The sequence below is a fragment of the Pseudomonas sp. RA_15y_Pfl1_P11 genome, from assembly GCF_963970975.1.
In the GTDB taxonomy this organism is placed as follows: domain Bacteria; phylum Pseudomonadota; class Gammaproteobacteria; order Pseudomonadales; family Pseudomonadaceae; genus Aquipseudomonas; species Aquipseudomonas tritici.
This window is the reverse complement of record NZ_CAXAOY010000011.1, coordinates 176521-196028: the sequence shown is the minus strand read 5'-3', so window position 1 is coordinate 196028 and position 19508 is coordinate 176521. Positions and strand designations below refer to the sequence as shown.

Annotated in this window: 14 protein-coding genes; 8 read left to right on the top strand and 6 right to left on the bottom strand. The window is 57.2% G+C overall.

Translation table 11 applies throughout. From position 1 onward, the window contains the following. Positions 1-326 precede the first annotated feature (326 nt). From AACY44_RS16070 to AACY44_RS16045, 6 genes are all read right to left on the bottom strand, one after another. A complete protein-coding gene (locus tag AACY44_RS16070; protein WP_339439515.1) occupies positions 327-770 on the bottom strand; it encodes a hypothetical protein in 444 nt (147 codons plus the stop codon). Positions 771-884: 114 nt separating this feature from the next. Next, the gene (locus AACY44_RS16065) at positions 885-1832 is read right to left on the bottom strand and encodes a hypothetical protein (RefSeq protein WP_339439517.1); all 948 of its coding nucleotides are present in this window, start codon (positions 1830-1832) and stop codon (positions 885-887) included. Beyond that, positions 1823-4516, bottom strand: coding sequence for a toxin VasX (locus tag AACY44_RS16060; protein ID WP_339530633.1), 2694 nt, complete (start codon positions 4514-4516; stop codon positions 1823-1825). The genes AACY44_RS16065 and AACY44_RS16060 overlap by 10 nt, the downstream gene beginning before the upstream one ends. Continuing rightward, the gene (locus AACY44_RS16055) at positions 4513-5079 is read right to left on the bottom strand and encodes a DUF4123 domain-containing protein (RefSeq protein WP_339439520.1); all 567 of its coding nucleotides are present in this window, start codon (positions 5077-5079) and stop codon (positions 4513-4515) included. The genes AACY44_RS16060 and AACY44_RS16055 overlap by 4 nt, the downstream gene beginning before the upstream one ends. Continuing rightward, a complete protein-coding gene (locus tag AACY44_RS16050) occupies positions 5076-7124 on the bottom strand; it encodes a type VI secretion system Vgr family protein (RefSeq protein ID WP_339530631.1) in 2049 nt (682 codons plus the stop codon). Before AACY44_RS16050 ends, AACY44_RS16055 begins: the two co-directional genes overlap by 4 nt. Before the next feature lie 85 nt (positions 7125-7209). Continuing rightward, on the bottom strand, positions 7210-7728 hold the full coding sequence (locus AACY44_RS16045; protein WP_339439523.1) for an Hcp family type VI secretion system effector: 519 nt from the start codon (positions 7726-7728) through the stop codon (positions 7210-7212). Between the two features lie 673 nt (positions 7729-8401). Between AACY44_RS16045 and tssA the strand changes: the two genes are divergently transcribed. The 8 genes from tssA to AACY44_RS16005 all read left to right on the top strand — a co-directional run bounded on the left by tssA (position 8402) and on the right by AACY44_RS16005 (position 19488). Next, the gene (gene tssA, locus AACY44_RS16040; protein ID WP_339439525.1) at positions 8402-9958 is read left to right on the top strand and encodes a type VI secretion system protein TssA; all 1557 of its coding nucleotides are present in this window, start codon (positions 8402-8404) and stop codon (positions 9956-9958) included. A gap of 32 nt (positions 9959-9990) precedes the next feature. Beyond that, positions 9991-10494 (top strand): type VI secretion system contractile sheath small subunit, encoded by a 504-nt coding sequence (gene tssB, locus AACY44_RS16035; protein ID WP_339439527.1) that lies wholly within the window; start codon positions 9991-9993, stop codon positions 10492-10494. 28 nt (positions 10495-10522) lie between these two features. Beyond that, on the top strand, positions 10523-11998 hold the full coding sequence (gene tssC / locus AACY44_RS16030; RefSeq protein ID WP_339439528.1) for a type VI secretion system contractile sheath large subunit: 1476 nt from the start codon (positions 10523-10525) through the stop codon (positions 11996-11998). A 14-nt stretch (positions 11999-12012) separates the two neighbouring features. Then, a complete protein-coding gene (gene tssE, locus AACY44_RS16025) occupies positions 12013-12420 on the top strand; it encodes a type VI secretion system baseplate subunit TssE (RefSeq protein ID WP_339530628.1) in 408 nt (135 codons plus the stop codon). Positions 12421-12581: 161 nt separating this feature from the next. Continuing rightward, on the top strand, positions 12582-14369 hold the full coding sequence (gene tssF / locus AACY44_RS16020; protein ID WP_339439530.1) for a type VI secretion system baseplate subunit TssF: 1788 nt from the start codon (positions 12582-12584) through the stop codon (positions 14367-14369). After that, a complete protein-coding gene (tssG, locus tag AACY44_RS16015) occupies positions 14333-15340 on the top strand; it encodes a type VI secretion system baseplate subunit TssG (protein WP_339439531.1) in 1008 nt (335 codons plus the stop codon). The genes tssF and tssG overlap by 37 nt, the downstream gene beginning before the upstream one ends. A gap of 13 nt (positions 15341-15353) precedes the next feature. After that, positions 15354-17957, top strand: coding sequence for a type VI secretion system ATPase TssH (gene tssH / locus AACY44_RS16010; RefSeq protein ID WP_339439532.1), 2604 nt, complete (start codon positions 15354-15356; stop codon positions 17955-17957). A gap of 10 nt (positions 17958-17967) precedes the next feature. After that, positions 17968-19488, top strand: coding sequence for a sigma-54 interaction domain-containing protein (locus AACY44_RS16005; RefSeq protein WP_339530625.1), 1521 nt, complete (start codon positions 17968-17970; stop codon positions 19486-19488). The last annotated feature ends 20 nt before the right edge of the window (positions 19489-19508 follow it).

Genomic DNA, 19508 nt, shown 5'->3' with positions numbered 1-19508 from the left:
GTAGAGGTACACTTTTTCAACTTTGGCGTCGGGGCGCATCATGACGGCGGGCTCCTGAAGGATATCGGGAGCCCAGCATCAGGCATCAAATGGCAGCTTTGAATGTGTAGACGATGGATCGCTTACCGCATATCAAGTACCCCTCTTCGTGACAAACACAACGATAGACCGAAATTCCCGGTTCCATGGGCACACGAAGGCCGAAATCATCGTGTCCGCGGATAGGGGCGGGGGAATTCTTTGTAGAGAACCCTATGTTAGCCATATAAAAAACAATACTGACATCATTGATGTAGCAAAATCTTCGACCCCATAACAGCACGGCGTCAAACGTGAGAATTTGTACCGCCAATTTGCGCCTGTATCTGCGAAAGAAAATCTTCGGGGAGTAATACATTACTCAGAGTAAATCGTTGGTTCTGTTCTTTCAAGTCAATGATAAGCGTTTGAAAAAATGGATTTCGGCGAGCGCGGACCGAACGTATTTTTTCAAATCGGATCAGGTCCTGGCGATTATAACCATCGGCCTCATCGCGAAACATCAACCCTTCCGGAACGATTGAAATGCTCACTTTATGATCACGCCTTGCGAAGGAGCAAGTGACGAAAAGTATTACAGTCACCAAGATCGACGCGCCTACCAACCACAACCCAAAATAATTCTGAAACTGAAGAATCGGAAAAAAAAGAAGAATCGAAGTCACGACCAAGCTTCCACACGCCCAACTCATGATTTCAAGGGCAACTTTCAAATTAAAAATAGCTTGCATGTTTTTCCTTTATTTTAATATCAGGCAGGACAAGGTCCATTACCTGTTGCATTTTTTAGGTAAATAGAACGACACATAGCAAAACTTCGAAAACAAAAGCAGCACACCGATACATTATTGGCTCGCCGCGATCTCGCATTCCAAGTCAACAAGTCGCGTGGTAGGTCCATTGGCTTTCAAGCGCTCAGCAACAACGCTTGGCCAGCGGTTGCGAGAGCGGCGTTTTGCAATGCTGTAGGTGAATTCCTGGATTCGATCCAGAGGGTAAAACATTGGCTCGAGTATCAGCTTTGCAGCATCCTCGGCGCCTAAGTAATTCTTGCCGCCCGCTTCCTTTTTCGCTTGTTTTAATTGCGCCAGGGTATGCTTGAAGCTATCGCTCATTTTAAATCGCACGTCCAGCTGGCTTTTTACGAACGCATCCGATTCACTGTGATTACCGTGTTCGTCGAAGTAAGGGCCGTTGTTCATGTAGGCACGGATGTACTCCCAAAAACCTTTTTGCATCGCCAGTGATTTACCGAACGGCGCACCAAGGCTGATCATCAGTGCGTTTTCCGGTTCTTCAAATTTCCACACTCGAATTTCAAGCGAAGCGCTTTGCATTCCACCGATTTGGGTGCCCACTAGCTGAAACTCATTGGCCACGGCAGAAATGCCATCCCATGGAGCGTGGTAAAGATCACCGTCATGATCGAAGTACACTTCGCGGGTTCGGCGGTTAAACAAGATGGGCAAAGGTAAAGGGCGCAGGGTTTCCCATAGGAATGGCGCCAAAAACATCGGCAGACAAATTCCAAGCATGATGTACAGCCCCTTTAGCTCAGCGCTTTGCATAAGACTGTAAATACCCACACCTAAACCTCCGATAAAAACCCATCCACCAAGCCCAGAAAGTATTCCTCGATCAGATTCCCCGCCTGCTTGCAAAGCCAGGTAATACTCGGTGTGCTCATCGACGATAAACAACTCCATCGGCTGCTCTCCCGTCGATTTGTCTGCCTCAAGCATGACCGTGGGTGTGGTGCTATATCGGGGTTGTCCCGGCGTATTCATATCCATGCTCGCTCCATGATTTTTACCGCAGGCAGCATCAGTCCTTCTTGTGGGGAATAGATCAAATCGCCCTCGATGCGCCGCAAGTCTCTAACTCCGTCCTCATGGTACACACGACGATAAGGGGTGATGCCGGCGGGCACAGGAACGCGGGTACCGCTATGCCGGGCAAAGTCTTTACCTGTCCACTCGACCTTTTGGATTTTATCGGCGTGATATCCGAGTGTGTCGCCCCAAACTTCCTGGCCGGTGAAATGAATCATACCGTCGGTCAGCTCCACGTTTTCGCCGGGCAGCTTTAGCAACAGGTAAGTGGAGACGACTTGCCCTTGATAGGGGTTCATTTCTGCCAGCCGATGAGCATCAAAGCTGATGGGAAACAGAATGGGGTACAGATTGTCCATGGAAAGGATGTAGCTGCTTGACCAGGTGTCGTCCGGGCGGATACCAAAGTGGCTGTTCTTCACCCATTTTTCCAGCGGCGAGTCTGCCGTATAAAGACGGGCAATGACCCCGCCCACAATAACCACCGCGAGCCCCAGTAACTTGGCTCCCAGGTGCGGCACTACGTTGAGCCCCCTGGCAATAGTCGCCGCATCCCCGCCTATCACCGCGGCCCGTGCGACCCGTAGCGCCCGGAACGCCTGGACCTGAATTTTGATACTGGCCAGCGAAGCGCCAGCCACTGCCAAGTTCACGGCCATGGTGTCAAAGTCGCCCGCTTTGTAGGCCTCAAAGGCGTCTACCCCATAAAGCACGACGTCGAACGCCAGAAAAACGCCTTGCGCCAAAGCTGTAGTGGCGGCGCGCCCCAAAGCCTTGGCCAAAAGTAGCCGAGATGAAATTGAGGTGCCACCGCTCTGCCGGACGGCTGATGCCCAATCAACCTCGGCCACTCTCTGGAATACCGCTGCGCCTGCTGCGCCAACACCGATTAGAGCCCCTGCTACCCCGAACCCTCCTTTGACTGATTGATTGCCGGTAAACTGATCCGTCGCCCAAACAAAATTCACCCCCGCCATCAGCGTTACCAAACACTTGATCGGTGCTTTACTCAGTGCACTCTTCAAGTCAAACGCACTGCTCAGATCAGCGCTCGCTAGCAGGTTGACCGGCAACCGCTGCAGCTTGGTGCTGGCCGACACCAGGTGCATAAACGGAATGCTTTCGCTCACGGCACCGGCCAGAGGCGTCACGTTGAGCCTGGCAGGCAGTGTGTTGCGGGTGCCTATCAGGTCGCTGTACCACTCGCCCAGTTGGCGCGGTGTGATACCCAAGGTTTGAATACGCTGCCCACTGCGGGCTAACGCGGCGGCCATGTAAATGCGCCCAGCGGTGCTGGCGGCATTTTCCGCTTGGTGCAAGTGCAGCCCAGCAGCCGGCGCAAGGGACAGAAATAAAGCTTCAATACTGGACGCCGGAGCCCGTTGACTCAGCTTTTCAGCCGCCTTGTTCATCGCCTCGGCATAACCAAAGGCTTTAGCCATCTGAGTGGCGCCTTCTTTTAGCGATGCGCCATTGTCGTGGGCAGCATCGCTCAAGTCGATCAGGTACTTTATTTCTCCAATGCCAAGCCTTTTGGGTAACCCAAGCAATGCCCAGAGCAACCAGGGTTTACCTTGCGCATCACCTTCAAGGCTTAACGTTATGGCCTTGGCTCCTGGGCTGGTATTCGCCGGACCTAAACAGGCGGCAGCGAAATGCAGTTCCAAGGCCTCGCGACTGGAGGGCTGAGAGATGTCGAAGTGGCCACAGGCGGTGTCCATGCTGGAGGGGCCATTCACCTGCAAGGTGTTGAACCAATCGACCCAGAGCTGCGCCAGCCGGCGCATGTCGGCGGTATAGCGGTCTTCCTGCGTGTTCTGGTCTTCCCAGGCGAGACTCAACTCGTCATAGCGAGTGATTGAGGGCAACTGCGTTTTCAATTGCGCGTCATTATCGCTCAAGGACTTTAAAACACCCGCAATGGCCCACTCTTCCGCGTGATGTTCCTGATAACTGTCAAACCCCGCTTTACGGGCGCGCATCAGCGCAGCGAGATCGAGCAGCACGCCCCAAGCATCATCAATCACAGCATAAGTGTGCTGTTCGCAACGTGCCATCTGCTTGAGCACTTTCAGCCAGTTGGGCGCGTGCTCCGTTTCGGGCTCACTGCTCCAGCCATAGCGAGTTGCATCGCTGTATTCGCCAATCTGCTTGTTGATAGAGTCCACTTGGCCACTGAACGGTGCAGTACCCGGCACAAAACTGCGCATGACGCGCTGACGCACGGCGGGGTCTTTTTTGGCGGCCTGGTACTGCGGCTCACTCCATCGAACTGGCGACCACACCAAACCGGCAGAATCGCCAGCTCTGAGCAGTAGGTGTGGTTGGGTTCGGGTATCAATCACCCGTCCTGCCCGTGAGGTTTGCGTGAGTTGCGCTGATTCGACCTGATACTCCACCAACTTGGGTGGAGTGCTTTCCCAGACGTAGAGCCAACCATCCCGCAGCAAGCGCGAGGTGTAATTAAGGTCTTGCTCGGCCAAGTCAGGATGGCGCGGCCCAAGATCTGGAAACTGTCCGCTCAGCGGGGGCAGACCATGGGCACTGATATCGACAGCTGCCGTGGGACCCAAGGCATAGCGCAGAGGCAAAACAGCGGCGAAAAGCGGGCACGTCCCGTAGGGCGCTTCATTGGATGGGCTCATGAATGTTGTTCCGTGTTGGCGGGTAAGCTGAGCGCGTGCAAGAGCGCATTTGGCAAGATGATTTGTGCCGCTAAACCTTTATCCGCGATAGCAGAATCACGCTCAGGCGTTTCGTTCGTCCATGCACGCACTGAGTCGCCGCCATGTCGCAACCAGACACTATCCACGCCACACCAAAAACCAGCAGGCCATTGGGCACCGGCCAACCGTGCGCGATTCAGCGCGGGGCCATCGGCCAGGCGTAACCAAAGTTCGCGGCGCTGTTCATCAAAAATGCGTAAGCGTCGTTGCAGGATTGGAAGTAATTGATTGGCGCTTTTAAGAGAGCCCAGCCATACGCCTCGCTGCAAGTCGCCGCCGCCCCACCACTCGTTATAAGCGGTACTGCCGAATGAGGCATTGAGTAAAAATGGCCCGGCCCCGGCAATAGGTTCATACGATGTTCCCTTGAAGAGTGGCAGGGGATTGTCGAGACCGTAGTGCTCGTTCAACCAATCAAAAGCGTCGTCATACTGAGCGCCGTCAAGCAGGAGTAGCCCCTTTTTCGGGGTCATGGATATCATGCTTGAGCCCCCTCGGCGTCCAACTGCTCTTGGGCGGCATCACATACCGGACAAATTCCGGAGGTCGCTTCACGGAAAACAGCGTTTTGTTTGAGTAGCGCTTCCATGGGGAGGGTGTTGACGATCATGGTCAGCGCTGCCACAGGTATCCCCGGCAACTCTGGAGCAGCAGCGGTCCCCGCTGCGGGCGCACCACCTATTTGAATCTCGGTGCTACTGAAAATACCGCCAGGGCCAATCACGATATGCTGGCCACCGCCTTTCAGGGTGATGCTGGCCCCTGCATCCAGGATCAGATGAGCCCCGGCCTTGAGGTGCACTTGTTGTCCTGCCTCAACCGCCAGTGTCTGGCCGATACGCGCGTGGCTGCTGCTGGCGACTTCCAGGTAGTCGTTGGCCTTGAGCTGGACTTTGCGGTCTGCCGTGATGGTGCGCTGTTCTTCAGCTTCGAACACCGCGATGCTGTTGCCCTTGATGGTTTCCCGGCGCTCGTTGCCCACTTCCAGGCGGCTGTCATTTTCGACCTTCTGCTCCAGGTCGCGCTGGGCCCGCAGGTAGATCAGTTCCTGCCCTGCGCGGTCTTCGATCGACAGTTCGTTGTAGCCGCCACTGTGCGGTGAGCTGTGGCTGCGCAGGACGGTTTTGGTGTTGTTCGCCGGCAAGGGATAGGGCAGCGGTGTGACCTTGTTCGGCACGCAACCGGTAATCAGCGGCTGGTCGGGATCGCCTTCCAGGTAGGTCACCAGCACTTCCATGCCGATGCGCGGCACGGTCACCGCGCCAAAACCTTCGCCTGCCCAGCTGGATGCGACCCGCAGCCAGCAGCTGCTTTTGTCGCTGCCCAGTTCGGCGCGGTCCCAATGAAACTCGACCTTGACCCGTCCGTATTCATCGCAAAAGATTTCTTCCCCGGCGGGGCCAGTGACGCGGGCGGTCTGGCTGACCAGGACGGATTCTCGCGTGACCAGCGGCGGACGATAGAACACGTCCCAGGGGATCGCCCTGAAGCTGTTGCGGTAACCCTGGGTGAAGCCGTCTTCGGTTGTGACGTCGCTGCTGATCGCTTCCTCCAGCGCCTGCGGTTGTTTGCCTGAGTGGGTCACGCTGAGCAGCAGCCACAAGGCGTTGCAGGCTGGGCGCGGGTGTTCGGTCAGGTCGAAGAAGTGCCCGCTGCGCAGGCTGGGCTGATCGCTTTTGCCTTCAGCCAGCTGATAGTCACGGCGATGGCGCTCCAGGGCCTGGCGGGCGAGTTGTCTGCCAAGCTTTTCGTTTTTATGCCGCACCGGGTAACGATAGTCTTCGAGTGTCGGGCTGAACTCGGCAGTGAATTGGCTTTCGAGCAACTGGTTTGGCCGTGCCAGGTCATAACCGCGATGCGTGGTGGTACTGGTGCGGGTGCTGAAACACACGGCGAACTGGCTGACGACAGGCTGCTCGGCGGCCATGCCCGAGCCTTGCTGATAAGCCGTCGCGCCCAGTTTGGGGAAGTAGGTCTGATCCTCGGTGAAGACCAACTGATGACCTTCCTGGCTGTGCTGGTGGTGCCAGGCAATCCCGTCCTCACAACACAAGCGCTGGATGAACGCGAAGTCGTTCTCAGCGTATTGCGTGCAGTATTCGCGCTCCGGGCTGGTGCTGACATGAAAGGCATACGCATCGGCCTGAATGCCATGCCCACTCAGCACCTGGGCGATGATTTGCGGCACCGTCAGGTGCTGGAAAATTCGTTGGTTGTGGCTGAACTGCAGATAGTGCAAGGCCGGCACCAAAGTCAGCTGATAACGGGTCAGGCGCTTGCCGGCCTCGCCCACCAGCACCTCTTCGATATGCCCATGCAGGCCTTCCCCGTGCAGGCCGAACTGCAGAAAAGCCGGCTGCCCGAGCAGACGCTCAAGGTCGAAATCCGGCGACTCGCTGACCAGTTCAATCTGGATCGCATACAAGCTGCTGATCGCTTCCGTGCCCTCGAAGGCGAGGACCTTGAAGTCGTGGCGAACAGAAGGGATCAATAACGCAAAATGCGCAGCATTGGCCGGCGCGAACATACGCTTATCCTTGGCTGAGAGAAGACAACACACAAAACGGCATCAACCCGCAAAGAGGTGGATGCCGTGAAACCGCCTGCCCCTATCAGCCGGCGACAGGGGTGCGCCAGTCATCGGAACCGGAAGTGCCAGACACTTCGTGGGTCCAGGTGATCTTGCGGTAGGTGAACTCAACGTCCTCCAGATGGGTGAAGTGCGAGTTCGCCGGGTCCTGGCAGTTATGCATGTAGTCCTTGATGTCGACGATGATCGCGTCTTCAAGTTTGGTGGTGAAGTAATGTTCCTGAGTACCGGCGGCCGAGGTGCGATACCACTCGATAGTGATCTCCGTCAGGCGCTCGCCGGACGTCAGCGCGGCCAGCAACAGCGGCGAGGACTTGTCGAACACCTTGGTGATCTTGACGGGCTTGTGCACCCGTTGACCGGTGGGTTGACCCGATTGCGGATCGCGCGGAATGATCACTTCGTGGTTGAAACCCTGCACCATGACCTGGTCTTCATGACCTTCCTGATACGTGTTGCCGACCGAGTCAGCGGTGAACGCACCGGCAGTGATCAGGCCCTGTTTGGTACCTGTGATGGACATATACGCTGGCGTAGCCATGGTTGCTCCTTGCTGAAAATAGAGGAACCCGCAGGCAAGTTTGCACTGCAGGTGCCGTAAACTCTTACAAGGTTTATGCCAACAAAGTTAAATGCCTTGTATATCAAGGTTATGCCGGAAAAGTTGCAGTTGGGTCGGGCGTATTACATGAAAAACACCCCAAAAAGTGCGCAAGAAGTTGCGCAGCGCTGTGCAACTTCTTGCGCACTTGTCTGTAGCTCTTTAAATATAAGATCTGCAGCGATTTATCCACAGGGTTTTCCACAATTTAGTGTGCAACTTGTTGCGCATGATGGCTGTTTGGTCTCAGGTTTACAGGCGGGGTGAGATTTTGGCTTGCAGGAATTTTCCCTATCCTTTTTCAGAAAAGTCTTATATTTCTGAGTGATGCGCTGGGTATTAAGATGTATCCGTTGTTTTTTGCCAGCGCCTCTCAAAGCTTACGCCAGTTCAGAAATGTAGAAGAATAAGCACATCCTTAAGCGTGCAGTCTGACTTAAATCAGTGAGGTTCGGTCGACGATAACGTAAGTGCCAAAGCTTCCACGTCGTGAGTTTAGAATCCGGGCGCGCTCGCAACAACAAATTCAAAAGTTTCAAATTTTTTACAGTTCGGCGCCGTGAAATTATTCATGGGTTGTGACGTGGCAATCTTAATCAATCAAAGGTCATGGATGTCCTACTCCAGCAAACTTTCCGCTCATTATCTTGAACTCGCGAAAATCTCTATTTCCAGAGCGTGTTTCGCGGGCGAGGACGTGCGTTTTTCGAGCGCATACGAAGCGCTGGAAAGCGAGCTGGCTAAAGCCCAGTCCATGCACGAAAGCGGTCAGATCGACTGGCTGAAAATCTGTGAAGACAGCGAAACGTTACTTCGCACCCTGTCCAAGGATTTACGAGTGGGTGTGTGGTTGACCTGGGGTCTCTATCAGCGCGAATCTTTCCAGGGTTTGCTGGCTGGCCTCGGTTTTCTGCAACACCTGTGTGAACACCATTGGGCTGAAGTTCACCCGCGCAAGAGCCGCACCCGCGCCGCTGCTCTTGGCTGGTTGGTGCCACGCCTTGAGCAACTGCTAAACGAAAGCATCGCGATCAAAGAGCAGCTGCCGTTGTTCCGCCGGATGGTGGAACATCTGGAAAGGCTCGATGCCGTGTGCACGGAGCAGTTGGGCGACGATGCACCGTTGCTGTTGCCGATTTCCCGCCGCCTGAAAAACCTGGTCCAGCGCGCCGCTGATAACCAGGTTGAAGCGGGCGTGGTGGGGGCTGCCGTTGCGCAGGTAAAGCAAGTCGCTACGCATTTGTTTGCCCCCGGCGCACCGATCAACAACGAAAAAGATGCGCATAAGGCGGTGCGCGCCCAGCAGGAAAATGCTCGTCCCTTGTGTGCCTGGTGGCTCAAGCAGAAAGCCACAGATTTGCGTGCGTTGCGTCTCAGTCGCACGCTGCTGTGGTTGCCCATCGAGGCGCTTCCCGAGCGCAACGCCGAGCAGATCACGGCCTTGCGCGGTTTGCCGATGGACAAGCTGAAGAGCTATCAGGAGGAATACGATCAAGCCCGTTACGCAGACCTGCTCGTGGCGCTGGAGGCGAGTTTGGCGAAGGCGCCATTCTGGTTCGATGGCCAACGCATGGTCTGGGAATGCTTGCAGGGTCTGAACGCCGAAATGGCCATGCGTGAAGTGGAAATTCACTTCGCGTTGTTTATACAGCGACTGCCCGGCGTCCTCGAACTACGTTTTCACGACGGTACGCCGTTCGCCGACCCGGCCACTCGCACCTGGATCAGTGCCAACGTCACCCCGCACCTGCAAACCCCCAGTACACCGCGCAAGGTTGAAGCGAGCGACACCCAATCAGCCTGGGAGCTTGCCTTGGAAGGCGTCCTGCCGATCTTGCGCAAAGACGGTCTCAAGGCCGCCGTACAGATTCTCAAGCAGGGCCTGCATAGCGCTCACGGCGGCCGGGTTCGATTTTTCTGGCAACTTGCTCTGGCCCGCCTGTGCTTCGCCGCCAAGAAATACGAACTGGCCAAGACTCAGCTCGAGATCCTCGACCGAACTTTATACGACTCGGGCCTGCAAGCCTGGGAGCCCGATCTAGTACTCGAAGTTCTGCATCTACTGCATAGCTGTTGCGAGCTATTGCCGCAAAACCATGCGGTGCGTGAACGCAAAGAAGACATTTACCGCAGGTTGTGCCACCTCGATCTTGAAGTGGTACTCGAATAGGCCCCAAGACCACAACCGCAAGGAGAAAAAGCATGGCCAAAGAAGGCTCTGTAGTTCCCAAAGAGCGCATCAACGTCACTTTCAAACCCGCCACTGGCGGTGCCCAGGAAGAGATTGAACTGCCGCTGAAACTGCTGGCGATCGGTGATTACACCCACCGCAAGGACGAACGCAAAGTCGAAGATCGCAAGCCGATCGGTATCGACAAAATGACCTTCGATGAAGTGCTGGCCAAGCAAGAGTTGGAGCTGACACTGAGTGTGCCGAACCGTCTCCAGGAGGAAAGCGACACTGAAGAGCTGGCGCTGAATGTGCGTGTCAGCTCGATGAAGGACTTCAACCCGGCCTCGCTGGTCGAGCAAGTGCCTGAGCTGAAAAAACTGATGGAATTGCGCGACGCGCTGGTTGCCCTCAAAGGCCCGTTGGGTAATGCACCTGCGTTCCGCAAAGCTATCGAAGGCGTTCTCGCCGACGACGAATCACGCGGTCGCGTGCTGGGCGAGCTCGGGTTGAACGCCGCCGCCCCAGACGCCTGAGTCACTATCAGCCAAGGAAGCCTACACAATGAGCACTAGCGCAGCACAGCAAAAGAACAAAGAGAATGGTGAATACAGCATTCTTGAAAGCATCATCGCCGAAACCCGCCTGACCCCGGACGACGACGCCTACGCCATTGCCAAACGGGGTGTGTCGGCCTTTATCGAAGAGTTGCTCAAGCCGCAGAACAACGGTGAGCCGGTCAAGAAGGCCATGGTGGACCGCATGATCGCGGAGATCGATGCCAAGCTCAGCCGCCAGATGGACGAGATCCTGCACCACCCGGATTTCCAGGCTCTGGAGTCCGCATGGCGGGGTCTGCAGTTGCTGGTTGAGCGCACCAACTTCCGCGAAAACATCAAGATCGAAATCCTCAACGTCTCCAAAGAAGACCTGCTGGATGACTTCGAAGATTCGCCGGAAGTGATGCAGGCTGGCCTGTACAAACACGTTTACACCGCTGAATACGGTCAGTTCGGTGGTCAGCCTGTGGGGGCGATCATCGCCAACTACTTTATGTCCCCAAGCTCGCCGGACGTGAAGCTGATGCAATATGTGTCCAGCGTTGCCTGCATGTCTCACGCGCCGTTCATTGCGGCGGCCGGCCCAAAATTCTTCGGTCTGGAAAGCTTCACCGGCCTGCCGGACCTGAAAGATCTGAAAGATCATTTCGAAGGCCCGCAGTTCGCCAAATGGCAGAGTTTCCGTCAATCCGAGGACTCCCGTTATTTTGGCCTGACCGTACCGCGCTTTCTGCTGCGTAATCCGTACGACCCGGAAGAGAATCCGGTCAAATCCTTCGTTTACAAAGAAACCGTCGCCAACAGCCACGAACACTATCTGTGGGGCAACACCGCCTACGCGTTCGGCACCCGGCTGACCGATAGCTTTGCCAAGTTCCGCTGGTGCCCGAACATCATTGGCCCGCAAAGCGGTGGTGCGGTTGAAGACCTGCCGCTGCATCATTTCGCAAGCATGGGCGAAATCGAAACCAAGATTCCTACCGAGGTGCTGGTCAGCGACCGTCGCGAATACGAACTGGCCGAGGAGGGCTTCATTTCCTTGACCATGCGCAAAGGCAGCGACAACGCTGCGTTTTTCTCCGCGAGTTCCGTGCAAAAGCCCAAGTTCTTTGGCATCAGCGCCGAAGGCAAAACGGCGGAGTTGAACTACAAGCTAGGCACCCAGCTGCCTTACATGATGATCGTCAACCGCCTGGCCCATTACCTGAAAGTGCTGCAGCGCGAGCAACTCGGCTCGTGGAAAGAGCGTACCGATCTGGAGCTCGAGCTCAACAAGTGGATCCGCCAGTACGTTGCCGACCAGGAAAACCCCAGCGCCGAAGTGCGTGGCCGTCGTCCTTTGCGTGCGGCGCAGATCATCGTCAGTGATGTTGAAGGCGAGCCAGGTTGGTACCGCGTCAGTTTGAACGTGCGCCCGCACTTCAAGTACATGGGCGCCGATTTCACTTTGTCGCTGGTTGGCAAGCTGGATAAAGAGTAAGCGGAGCCTGACTTATGACTGGATACGGCAGCCTTTTCGAACGCCTGGGTGGCGACGCGGGCAAACGCGCCGGCTGGAGCCGTGAGGTCGCCGCCATGGCGTCGGTGGCTGCCCATCTTGCGAAGATGCTCAGCACCCGAGCGGGCAGCGTGCAAACGCTGTCCGACTATGGGCTCCCCGATCTCAATGACATGCGCATGAGCCTGCATGACTCTCTGAGTCAGGCCCGTCTGACCATCGAGAACTTCATCGAAGCCTACGAGTCGCGCCTGAGCGATGTGCGCGTCATCTCCCTGCCGCGTGATCACGATCAGCTTCGGCTGTCCTTCAATATCGAAGGCCTGTTGGAAGTGGATGGTTTCAAGCGCCAGGTCAGTTTCTCTGCATGCCTGGATGGCAGCGGTCAGGTCAAGGTCAGCTAATGAACGTTGTACGGCAGGACGCGCCAACGGACAGCACGCGAATAGTCATGAATACGGATGGAGCGTTGAGTCGCCTGGACCTTGAGGTCGTGGGCGATTTTTTTCGCCGTTTGGCATTCAGGAACGTTTCTTTATGAAATCCAATACCCGGCAGGTACCTCGTGTCCTTTAATCACTACTACCAAAGCGAACTCACGGCACTTCGTCAGTTAGGTCGTCGTTTCGCCGAGCGTAGCCCGGCGCTGGCGCCTTTCCTCGGCGAGAGCGGGCGGGATCCGGACGTGGAACGGTTGCTCGAGGGTTTTGCGTTCCTGACCGGGCGGCTGCGCCAGAAACTCGATGACGAGTTGCCGGAGCTCAGCCACTCGCTGATGCAACTGCTGTGGCCCAACTACATGCGGCCGCTACCGGCGTTCAGCATTTTGCAGTTTGATCCGTTGAAACGTTCCGGTCCGGCCTTGAGAGTCGAGCGCGAAACACCGGTGGAAAGTTTGCCGGTTGACGATGTGCGTTGCCGTTTCCGCACCTGCTACCCCACCGAAGTGCAGGCGCTGGACCTGGTCTCTTTGGCGTACTCGGTGCAAGGCGATGGTTCTCTGTTGAGCTTGCGTCTGGAGATGAGTGCCGACGGGCACCTCGGAGAGCTGAAGCTGAGTCGCTTGCGTCTGCACTTTGCCGGCGAGCGCTACATCAGCCAGATGCTGTACCTGAGCCTGTTGCGTAACCTGGCGGGTATCGAATTGATCCCGCTGGACGCCGCCGGCAAACCCATCAACGGAGTCAACGGCACGCCGATGGCGTTCAAGATTGCAGGTAACCGCGTGCAGGCGGTGGGGTTTGCCGAAGAGGAAGCGTTGATCCCGTATCCGCTGAATACCTTCCGCGGTTATCGCTACCTCCAAGAATATTTTGCCTTCCAGGACAAATTTCTGTTCGTCGATATCAATGGCCTGGACCTGCTCAACGCGTTACCGACAGACATCCTCAAACAGGTGCGCGGCCTGGAGTTGCGGTTCGACATTCGCAAGAGTGGCGTCTTGCGCATGCGTCCGACGCTGGACAACGTGAAGCTTCACTGCACGCCCATCGTTAATCTGTTCAAGCACGATGCATTGCCGATCCGTCTTGACGGCAAGCAGGACGAGTATCTGCTGCTACCCATTCGGCATGACTTGAAAAACTGCGGTGTGTTTTCCGTGGAAACGGTTACTGGCTGGAAACCGGGAGGGCTTGGCTATCAGGAATATGTGCCGTTTGAGTCTTTCGAGCATGACCCCAGCTTCGACGTTCCCACGAGTCGTCCCCATTACAGCGTTCGCCAGCGTCCGTCCCTGCTGCACGACGGCCTCGATACCTACCTGAGCTTCGGTCTCCGTCATACCCAAGCCCATGAAACGCTGTCGATAGACCTGATGTGCACCAACCAGAACCTGCCGCGCCAGCTCAAGCGCGGCGATATCTGCCTGGCTTGCGAAGAGACGCCGGAGTTCCTGACTTTCCGCAATATCACCGCGGCCACTTCGAGCTTCGCACCACCGCTGAATCGCGACTTTCTCTGGAAGCTGATCAGCAACATGTCGCTCAACTATCTGTCGCTGGCTGACGTCAACGTCTTGAAAGTGATTCTCGAAACCTACGACTTGCCGCGCTACTACGACCAGCACGCAGAGAAGGTCAGCAAGTGCCTGTTGGACGGGCTCAAGTCGATCAAGCACCAGCACGTCGATCGGCTGCACCGGGGGCTGCCGCTGCGGGGTCTACGCACCGAACTGACCATCGATCCGCAGGGGTATATCGGCGAGGGCGACCTGTTCGTTTTTGCGTCGGTTCTCAACGAGTTTTTCGCACTTTACGCCAGTCTCAATTCGTACCACGAGCTGCGGGTAAACAGCACACAGGGAGAGGTGTACCAATGGACACCGCGAATGGGCCTGCAGCCGCTTCTTTAAGCAGACTGACTCAAGGTATACGCGAGTATTCGCTGTTTCAGGCCGTGCTGTTGGTAGTTGACCGACTGCGCGAAGTCCACCCACATCTCAGCCAGGACGAGGTGTATGACCAGCTGGAGTTCCAGGCTAACCCGAGTCTGGGGTTTCCTGGCAGTGACGTTGACCGCGTCGAGTTCTTTCACGAACACGGACTGCTGCGCGCACGCCTGCGCTTCAATCTGATCGGGTTGGTGGGTTCCGGTTCACCCTTGCCGGCGTTTTACGCCGAACAGGCCTTGGGCGACAGCGAGGACGATAACCCGACCCGCCGCTTCCTCGACCTGTTTCACCATCGTCTGCAACGGCTGATGCTGCCGATCTGGAAGAAATACCGCTATTGCGCCAGTTTCGAGAGTGGTGCCCTCGATCCTTTTTCCGCTCAGCTGTTTGCCCTGATCGGTCTCGGCGGTGAAGAGATCCGTCGTGCCCGGGAACTGAACTGGAAACGCCTGCTGCCGTACCTGGGCTTGCTCAGTTTGCGCGCGCATTCGGCGGCGCTGATCGAAGCGGTGCTGCGTTACTACTTCAAACACGCTGAATTGACGATTGAACAGTGCATTGAGCGTCATGTGCAAATCCTCGGCGAGCAGTGCAATCGCCTGGGGCTAGCCAACTCTGTGCTCGCTGAAGACGCGGTACTGGGACAGCGTGTGCGCGATCGCAGCGGCAAGTTCCGGATCCACATCCTCGAACTGGACTGGCAGCGTTTTCATGAATTCCTGCCGATTGGTTTTGGCTACCAGCCGCTGTGCGCGCTGGTGCGGTTCACCCTGCGTGATCCGCTCGATTACGACATTCGCCTGGTGCTGCGCCAGGAAGAGATTCGCGAACTGCGTATTGGCGAGCTAAACGCTTGTCGCTTGGGGTGGACCAGTTGGCTCGGCCGTGAAAGAGCGGACGGCGTGGTGACTTTGGGCAGCAAAATTCATTAAGGACAAATGACCAATGATCAACGTAGACCTGCAACAACTCATCCAGGCGCTGGATGCCGAAACCCGTCGGGACCTGGAACGCTCCGCCGAGCGCTGTGTGGCGCGTGGCGGCAGTAAGGTTCTCGTCGAAGACCTGTTGCTGGGTCTGTTGGAGCGTCCGCAAAGCTTGCTGGCCCGCGCGCTGCTCGATGCCGAGGTAGATGCCGGTGAGTTCAGTGCGGCGCTGCAATCAAGGGTCGAACATAGCGCGTCGCGCAATCCGGTGTTCGCCCCCGAGTTGGTGCAGTGGCTGCAAGATGCCTTGCTGATTGCCAACCTCGAGCTGGGCCAGACCCAGGTCGAACAGGCGGCTTTGATTCTTGCGCTATTGCGCAACCCGATGCGTTATGCCGGCAGCCGCTACCAAACGTTGCTGGCCAAACTGAATATCGACCGCCTTAAAGCGTTCGCTCTATCGCGGAAAGAGCTGTCAGACCCTGCTAAACCGGCGGTGTCGGGTGAGTTCCTGTTGCAACGCTTTACCCACAACCTGACTCAGCAGGCCCGTGACGGCAAGCTCGACCCCGTGCTGTGTCGCGACGAGGCGATCCGGCAGATGGTCGACATCCTTGCGCGGCGCCGCAAGAACAACCCGATTGTTGTCGGCGAAGCGGGCGTCGGTAAAACGGCCATCGTCGAAGGCCTGGCTTCGCGCATTGCGGCGGGTGAAGTGCCGCAAGCGCTGAAAGGCGTCGAGTTGCTGTCGTTGGACATGGGCCTGTTGCAAGCCGGCGCCAGCGTCAAAGGGGAATTCGAGCGTCGCCTCAAAGGTGTAATCGATGAAATCCAGGCGTCGCCGATGCCCATTATCCTGTTCATCGACGAAGCCCATACGCTGATCGGGGCGGGCGGCAATGCCGGTGGCTCCGATGCCGCCAATCTGCTCAAGCCAGCGTTGGCCCGAGGAGAGTTGCGTACCATCGCGGCGACTACCTGGGCAGAGTACAAAAAGTACTTCGAGAAGGACCCGGCGCTGGCCCGTCGATTCCAGCCGGTGCAATTGCACGAACCAACCGTCGGCGAGGCAGTGACCATCCTCCGTGGCCTGGCCCAGGTTTACGAGAAGAGCCACGGTATCTATTTGCGTGATGACGCGGTGGTCGCCGCGGCCGAATTGTCTGCTCGCTACTTGGCGGGGCGCCAGCTGCCGGATAAGGCTGTGGATGTTCTGGATACCGCCTGCGCCCGTGTGCGCATCAGTCTCGCCGCTGCTCCGCAATGCCTGGAGCGGCTGCGCGGAGAGCTGGCGGAGGGCGGCCGTCAACGTCAGGCCCAGCGCCGCGATGCCCAGGCAGGTCTGCTCATCGATCGCGAGGCGCTGGATACGCTGGAAGCCCGTCTGGCAGAGGCGGAGTCCGAAGTGACCGCGCTGGAAACCCTCTGGACCGAGCAAAAAACGCTGGCCGAGCGCCTGCTGGACCTGCGCCAGAAACTGGCCAAGGCTCGCGAAGACGCCGTGCTTGAAAACCTCCCAGTAGACAAACCGCAAAGTATCGAAACGCTGGAGGCGGCGCTCGATGAAACTCACCAAGCGCTGACTGAATTGCAAGTCAAAGAGCGCTTGGTGAGCTTCGAGGTCTGTCCGCGACTAGTGGCTGAAGTGATCAGCGCCTGGACCGGCGTACCGCTGGCGCAGCTGGCTCGAGAGCACAATGCCAAGATTGCCAGCTTCGCGACTGACCTGCGTACCCGCATCCGTGGTCAGGAACAAGCCGTTCACGCCCTTGATCGCTCGATGCGCGCTACCGCCGCCGGTCTGAACAAACCCGATGCACCCGTGGGTGTGTTCCTGCTGGTTGGCCCGAGTGGAGTCGGCAAGACCGAAACCGCACTGGCCCTCGCTGATCTGTTGTACGGCGGTGATCGCTTCATCACCACCATCAACATGTCCGAATTCCAGGAGAAACATACCGTCTCGCGCCTGATCGGTGCGCCGCCAGGCTACGTCGGCTATGGCGAGGGCGGCATGCTCACCGAAGCCGTGCGGCAGAAACCCTATTGCGTCGTGCTGCTCGACGAGGTCGAGAAAGCCGATCCAGACGTGCTCAACCTGTTTTACCAGATCTTTGACAAGGGCGTCGCGAACGACGGCGAAGGGCGCGAAATCGACTTTCGCAACACGCTGATTCTGATGACCTCGAACCTGGGCAGCGACCACATCAGCGAACTCTGCGAAAACGGCGCACGGCCATCGGCTGAAAGTCTCGAAGAAACCATTCGCCCAGTGCTGAGCAAGCACTTCAAACCGGCACTGTTGGCGCGGATGCGCGTGGTGCCTTACTACCCGGTCAGTGGGCCGGTGCTACGCGAGCTGATCGAAATCAAACTCGATCGTCTGGGCGAGCGCCTGAACCGTCGTCAGCTCGACTTCACTTACTCACAGGACCTCGTCGATCACCTGGCCGAACGCTGCACCCAAAGCGACAGCGGCGCACGCCTGATCGACCATTTGCTGGACCTGCACGTGCTGCCGTTGGTGGCTGACCGTTTGCTGGACGCGATGGCCACCGGCGAAAGCCTAAAGCGCGTTCACGCAACGCTTGACGGCAACGCCAGCGTGATCTGCGAGTTTGCCTGAGGTGGGTGTGATGTTCAGTCAAGTACCGCAACCACTGCTCTATGCCGAAGCCTTACTTGCGCAGTTCGCCAGCCTGTCGCGGGCGACGGATGGAGCTGCGCTGCTGGGTGACTTCGTGCGCGGTCTGGCCGAGCTCAGCGGGTGTGAGTTGGCACAGCTGTACCTACTGGACGCTACCCATACCTGCCTCGGGATGAATGCGGAGTGCCTCAATGGCTACCTACAACCCCGTGAAACGGCTAGCTTGCCAGCGGATTACAACGGCGAGCAACTGCTGCAATTTGCGCTGTGCCAGAACCGCGTAGTGTGCATTGGTGAATTGAGCGGCAGTCTGCACGAGACCAGCTTTCTGCCAAGCCAGGCGAGGCCATGGCAATCACTGCTGTGCGTGCCGCTGGTCAATCATCAGAAGTCCGTGGAAGGGCTATTGCTGTGTGCCAGTCATCAGCACATCCAACTGCAAGGCTTCGCCGATTCGTTTAGTCGTCTTGGTTCGTTCGTGTTGGGTCATTTGCATTTGCTGCAGCGTTTACGACGGCCGAGCGGCGGCGCATCGCCGGCACCGCTCGCGGCTCCGAGCGCGAGCGGCTATGGGCTGACTGGTAAAAGCGCAGCTATGCGCCAGGTCTATTCGCTGATCAGCAAAGTTTTGCACAGCCCCTACACCGTGCTGCTGGGTGGCGAAACTGGGACTGGCAAGGAGGTGGTTGCCCGGGCTATCCACGAATGCGGCCCGCGTCGCTCCCAGGCGTTTATCGTGCAGAACTGCGCAGCGGTCCCGGAGAACTTGCTCGAAAGCGAGCTATTCGGTTACCGCAAAGGCGCCTTCACGGGCGCCGACCGGGACCGATCCGGGCTGTTCGACGCAGCCAACGGCGGGACTTTGTTGCTTGATGAGGTTGGTGACATGCCACTGTCGCTGCAAGCCAAGCTGTTGCGGGTGCTGCAAGAGGGCGAGATTCGTCCGCTGGGTTCCAATGACACCCACAAGATTGACGTGCGCATCATTGCCGCGACACATCAGGATTTATCGGTGCTGGTCAGCCAAGGAAAGTTTCGCGAGGACTTGTACTACCGTCTCGCGCAGTTCCCTATTGAGCTACCGGCTCTGCGTCAACGCGAAGACGACATACTCGATTTGGCACGGCACTTCGCCGACAAGGCTTGTACGTTCTTGCAGCGTGATGAAGTGAGTTGGTCTAACGAAGTGCTGGATCTTTTGGCCAGCTACGCGTTCCCCGGCAACGTGCGTGAGCTCAAGGGTTTGGTCGAACGTGCGGTGCTGCTCTGCGAGGGCAATGAGTTGCTGGTGGAGCACTTCTCTCTGCGTATGGAAGCAATACCGGAAGACAGCAGCGGACTGAACTTGCGCGAACGGTTGGAGCAGATTGAGCGCAGCCTGCTGATCGATTGCCTGCGTAAAAACGACGGTAATCAAACACTCTCCGCTCGGGAGCTCGGCCTGCCACGGCGCACATTCCTCTACCGCCTCGGACGCCTGAACATCAACGTGGGAAATGTCGATGTGTAGGCCAAATACGCTCGATTTCA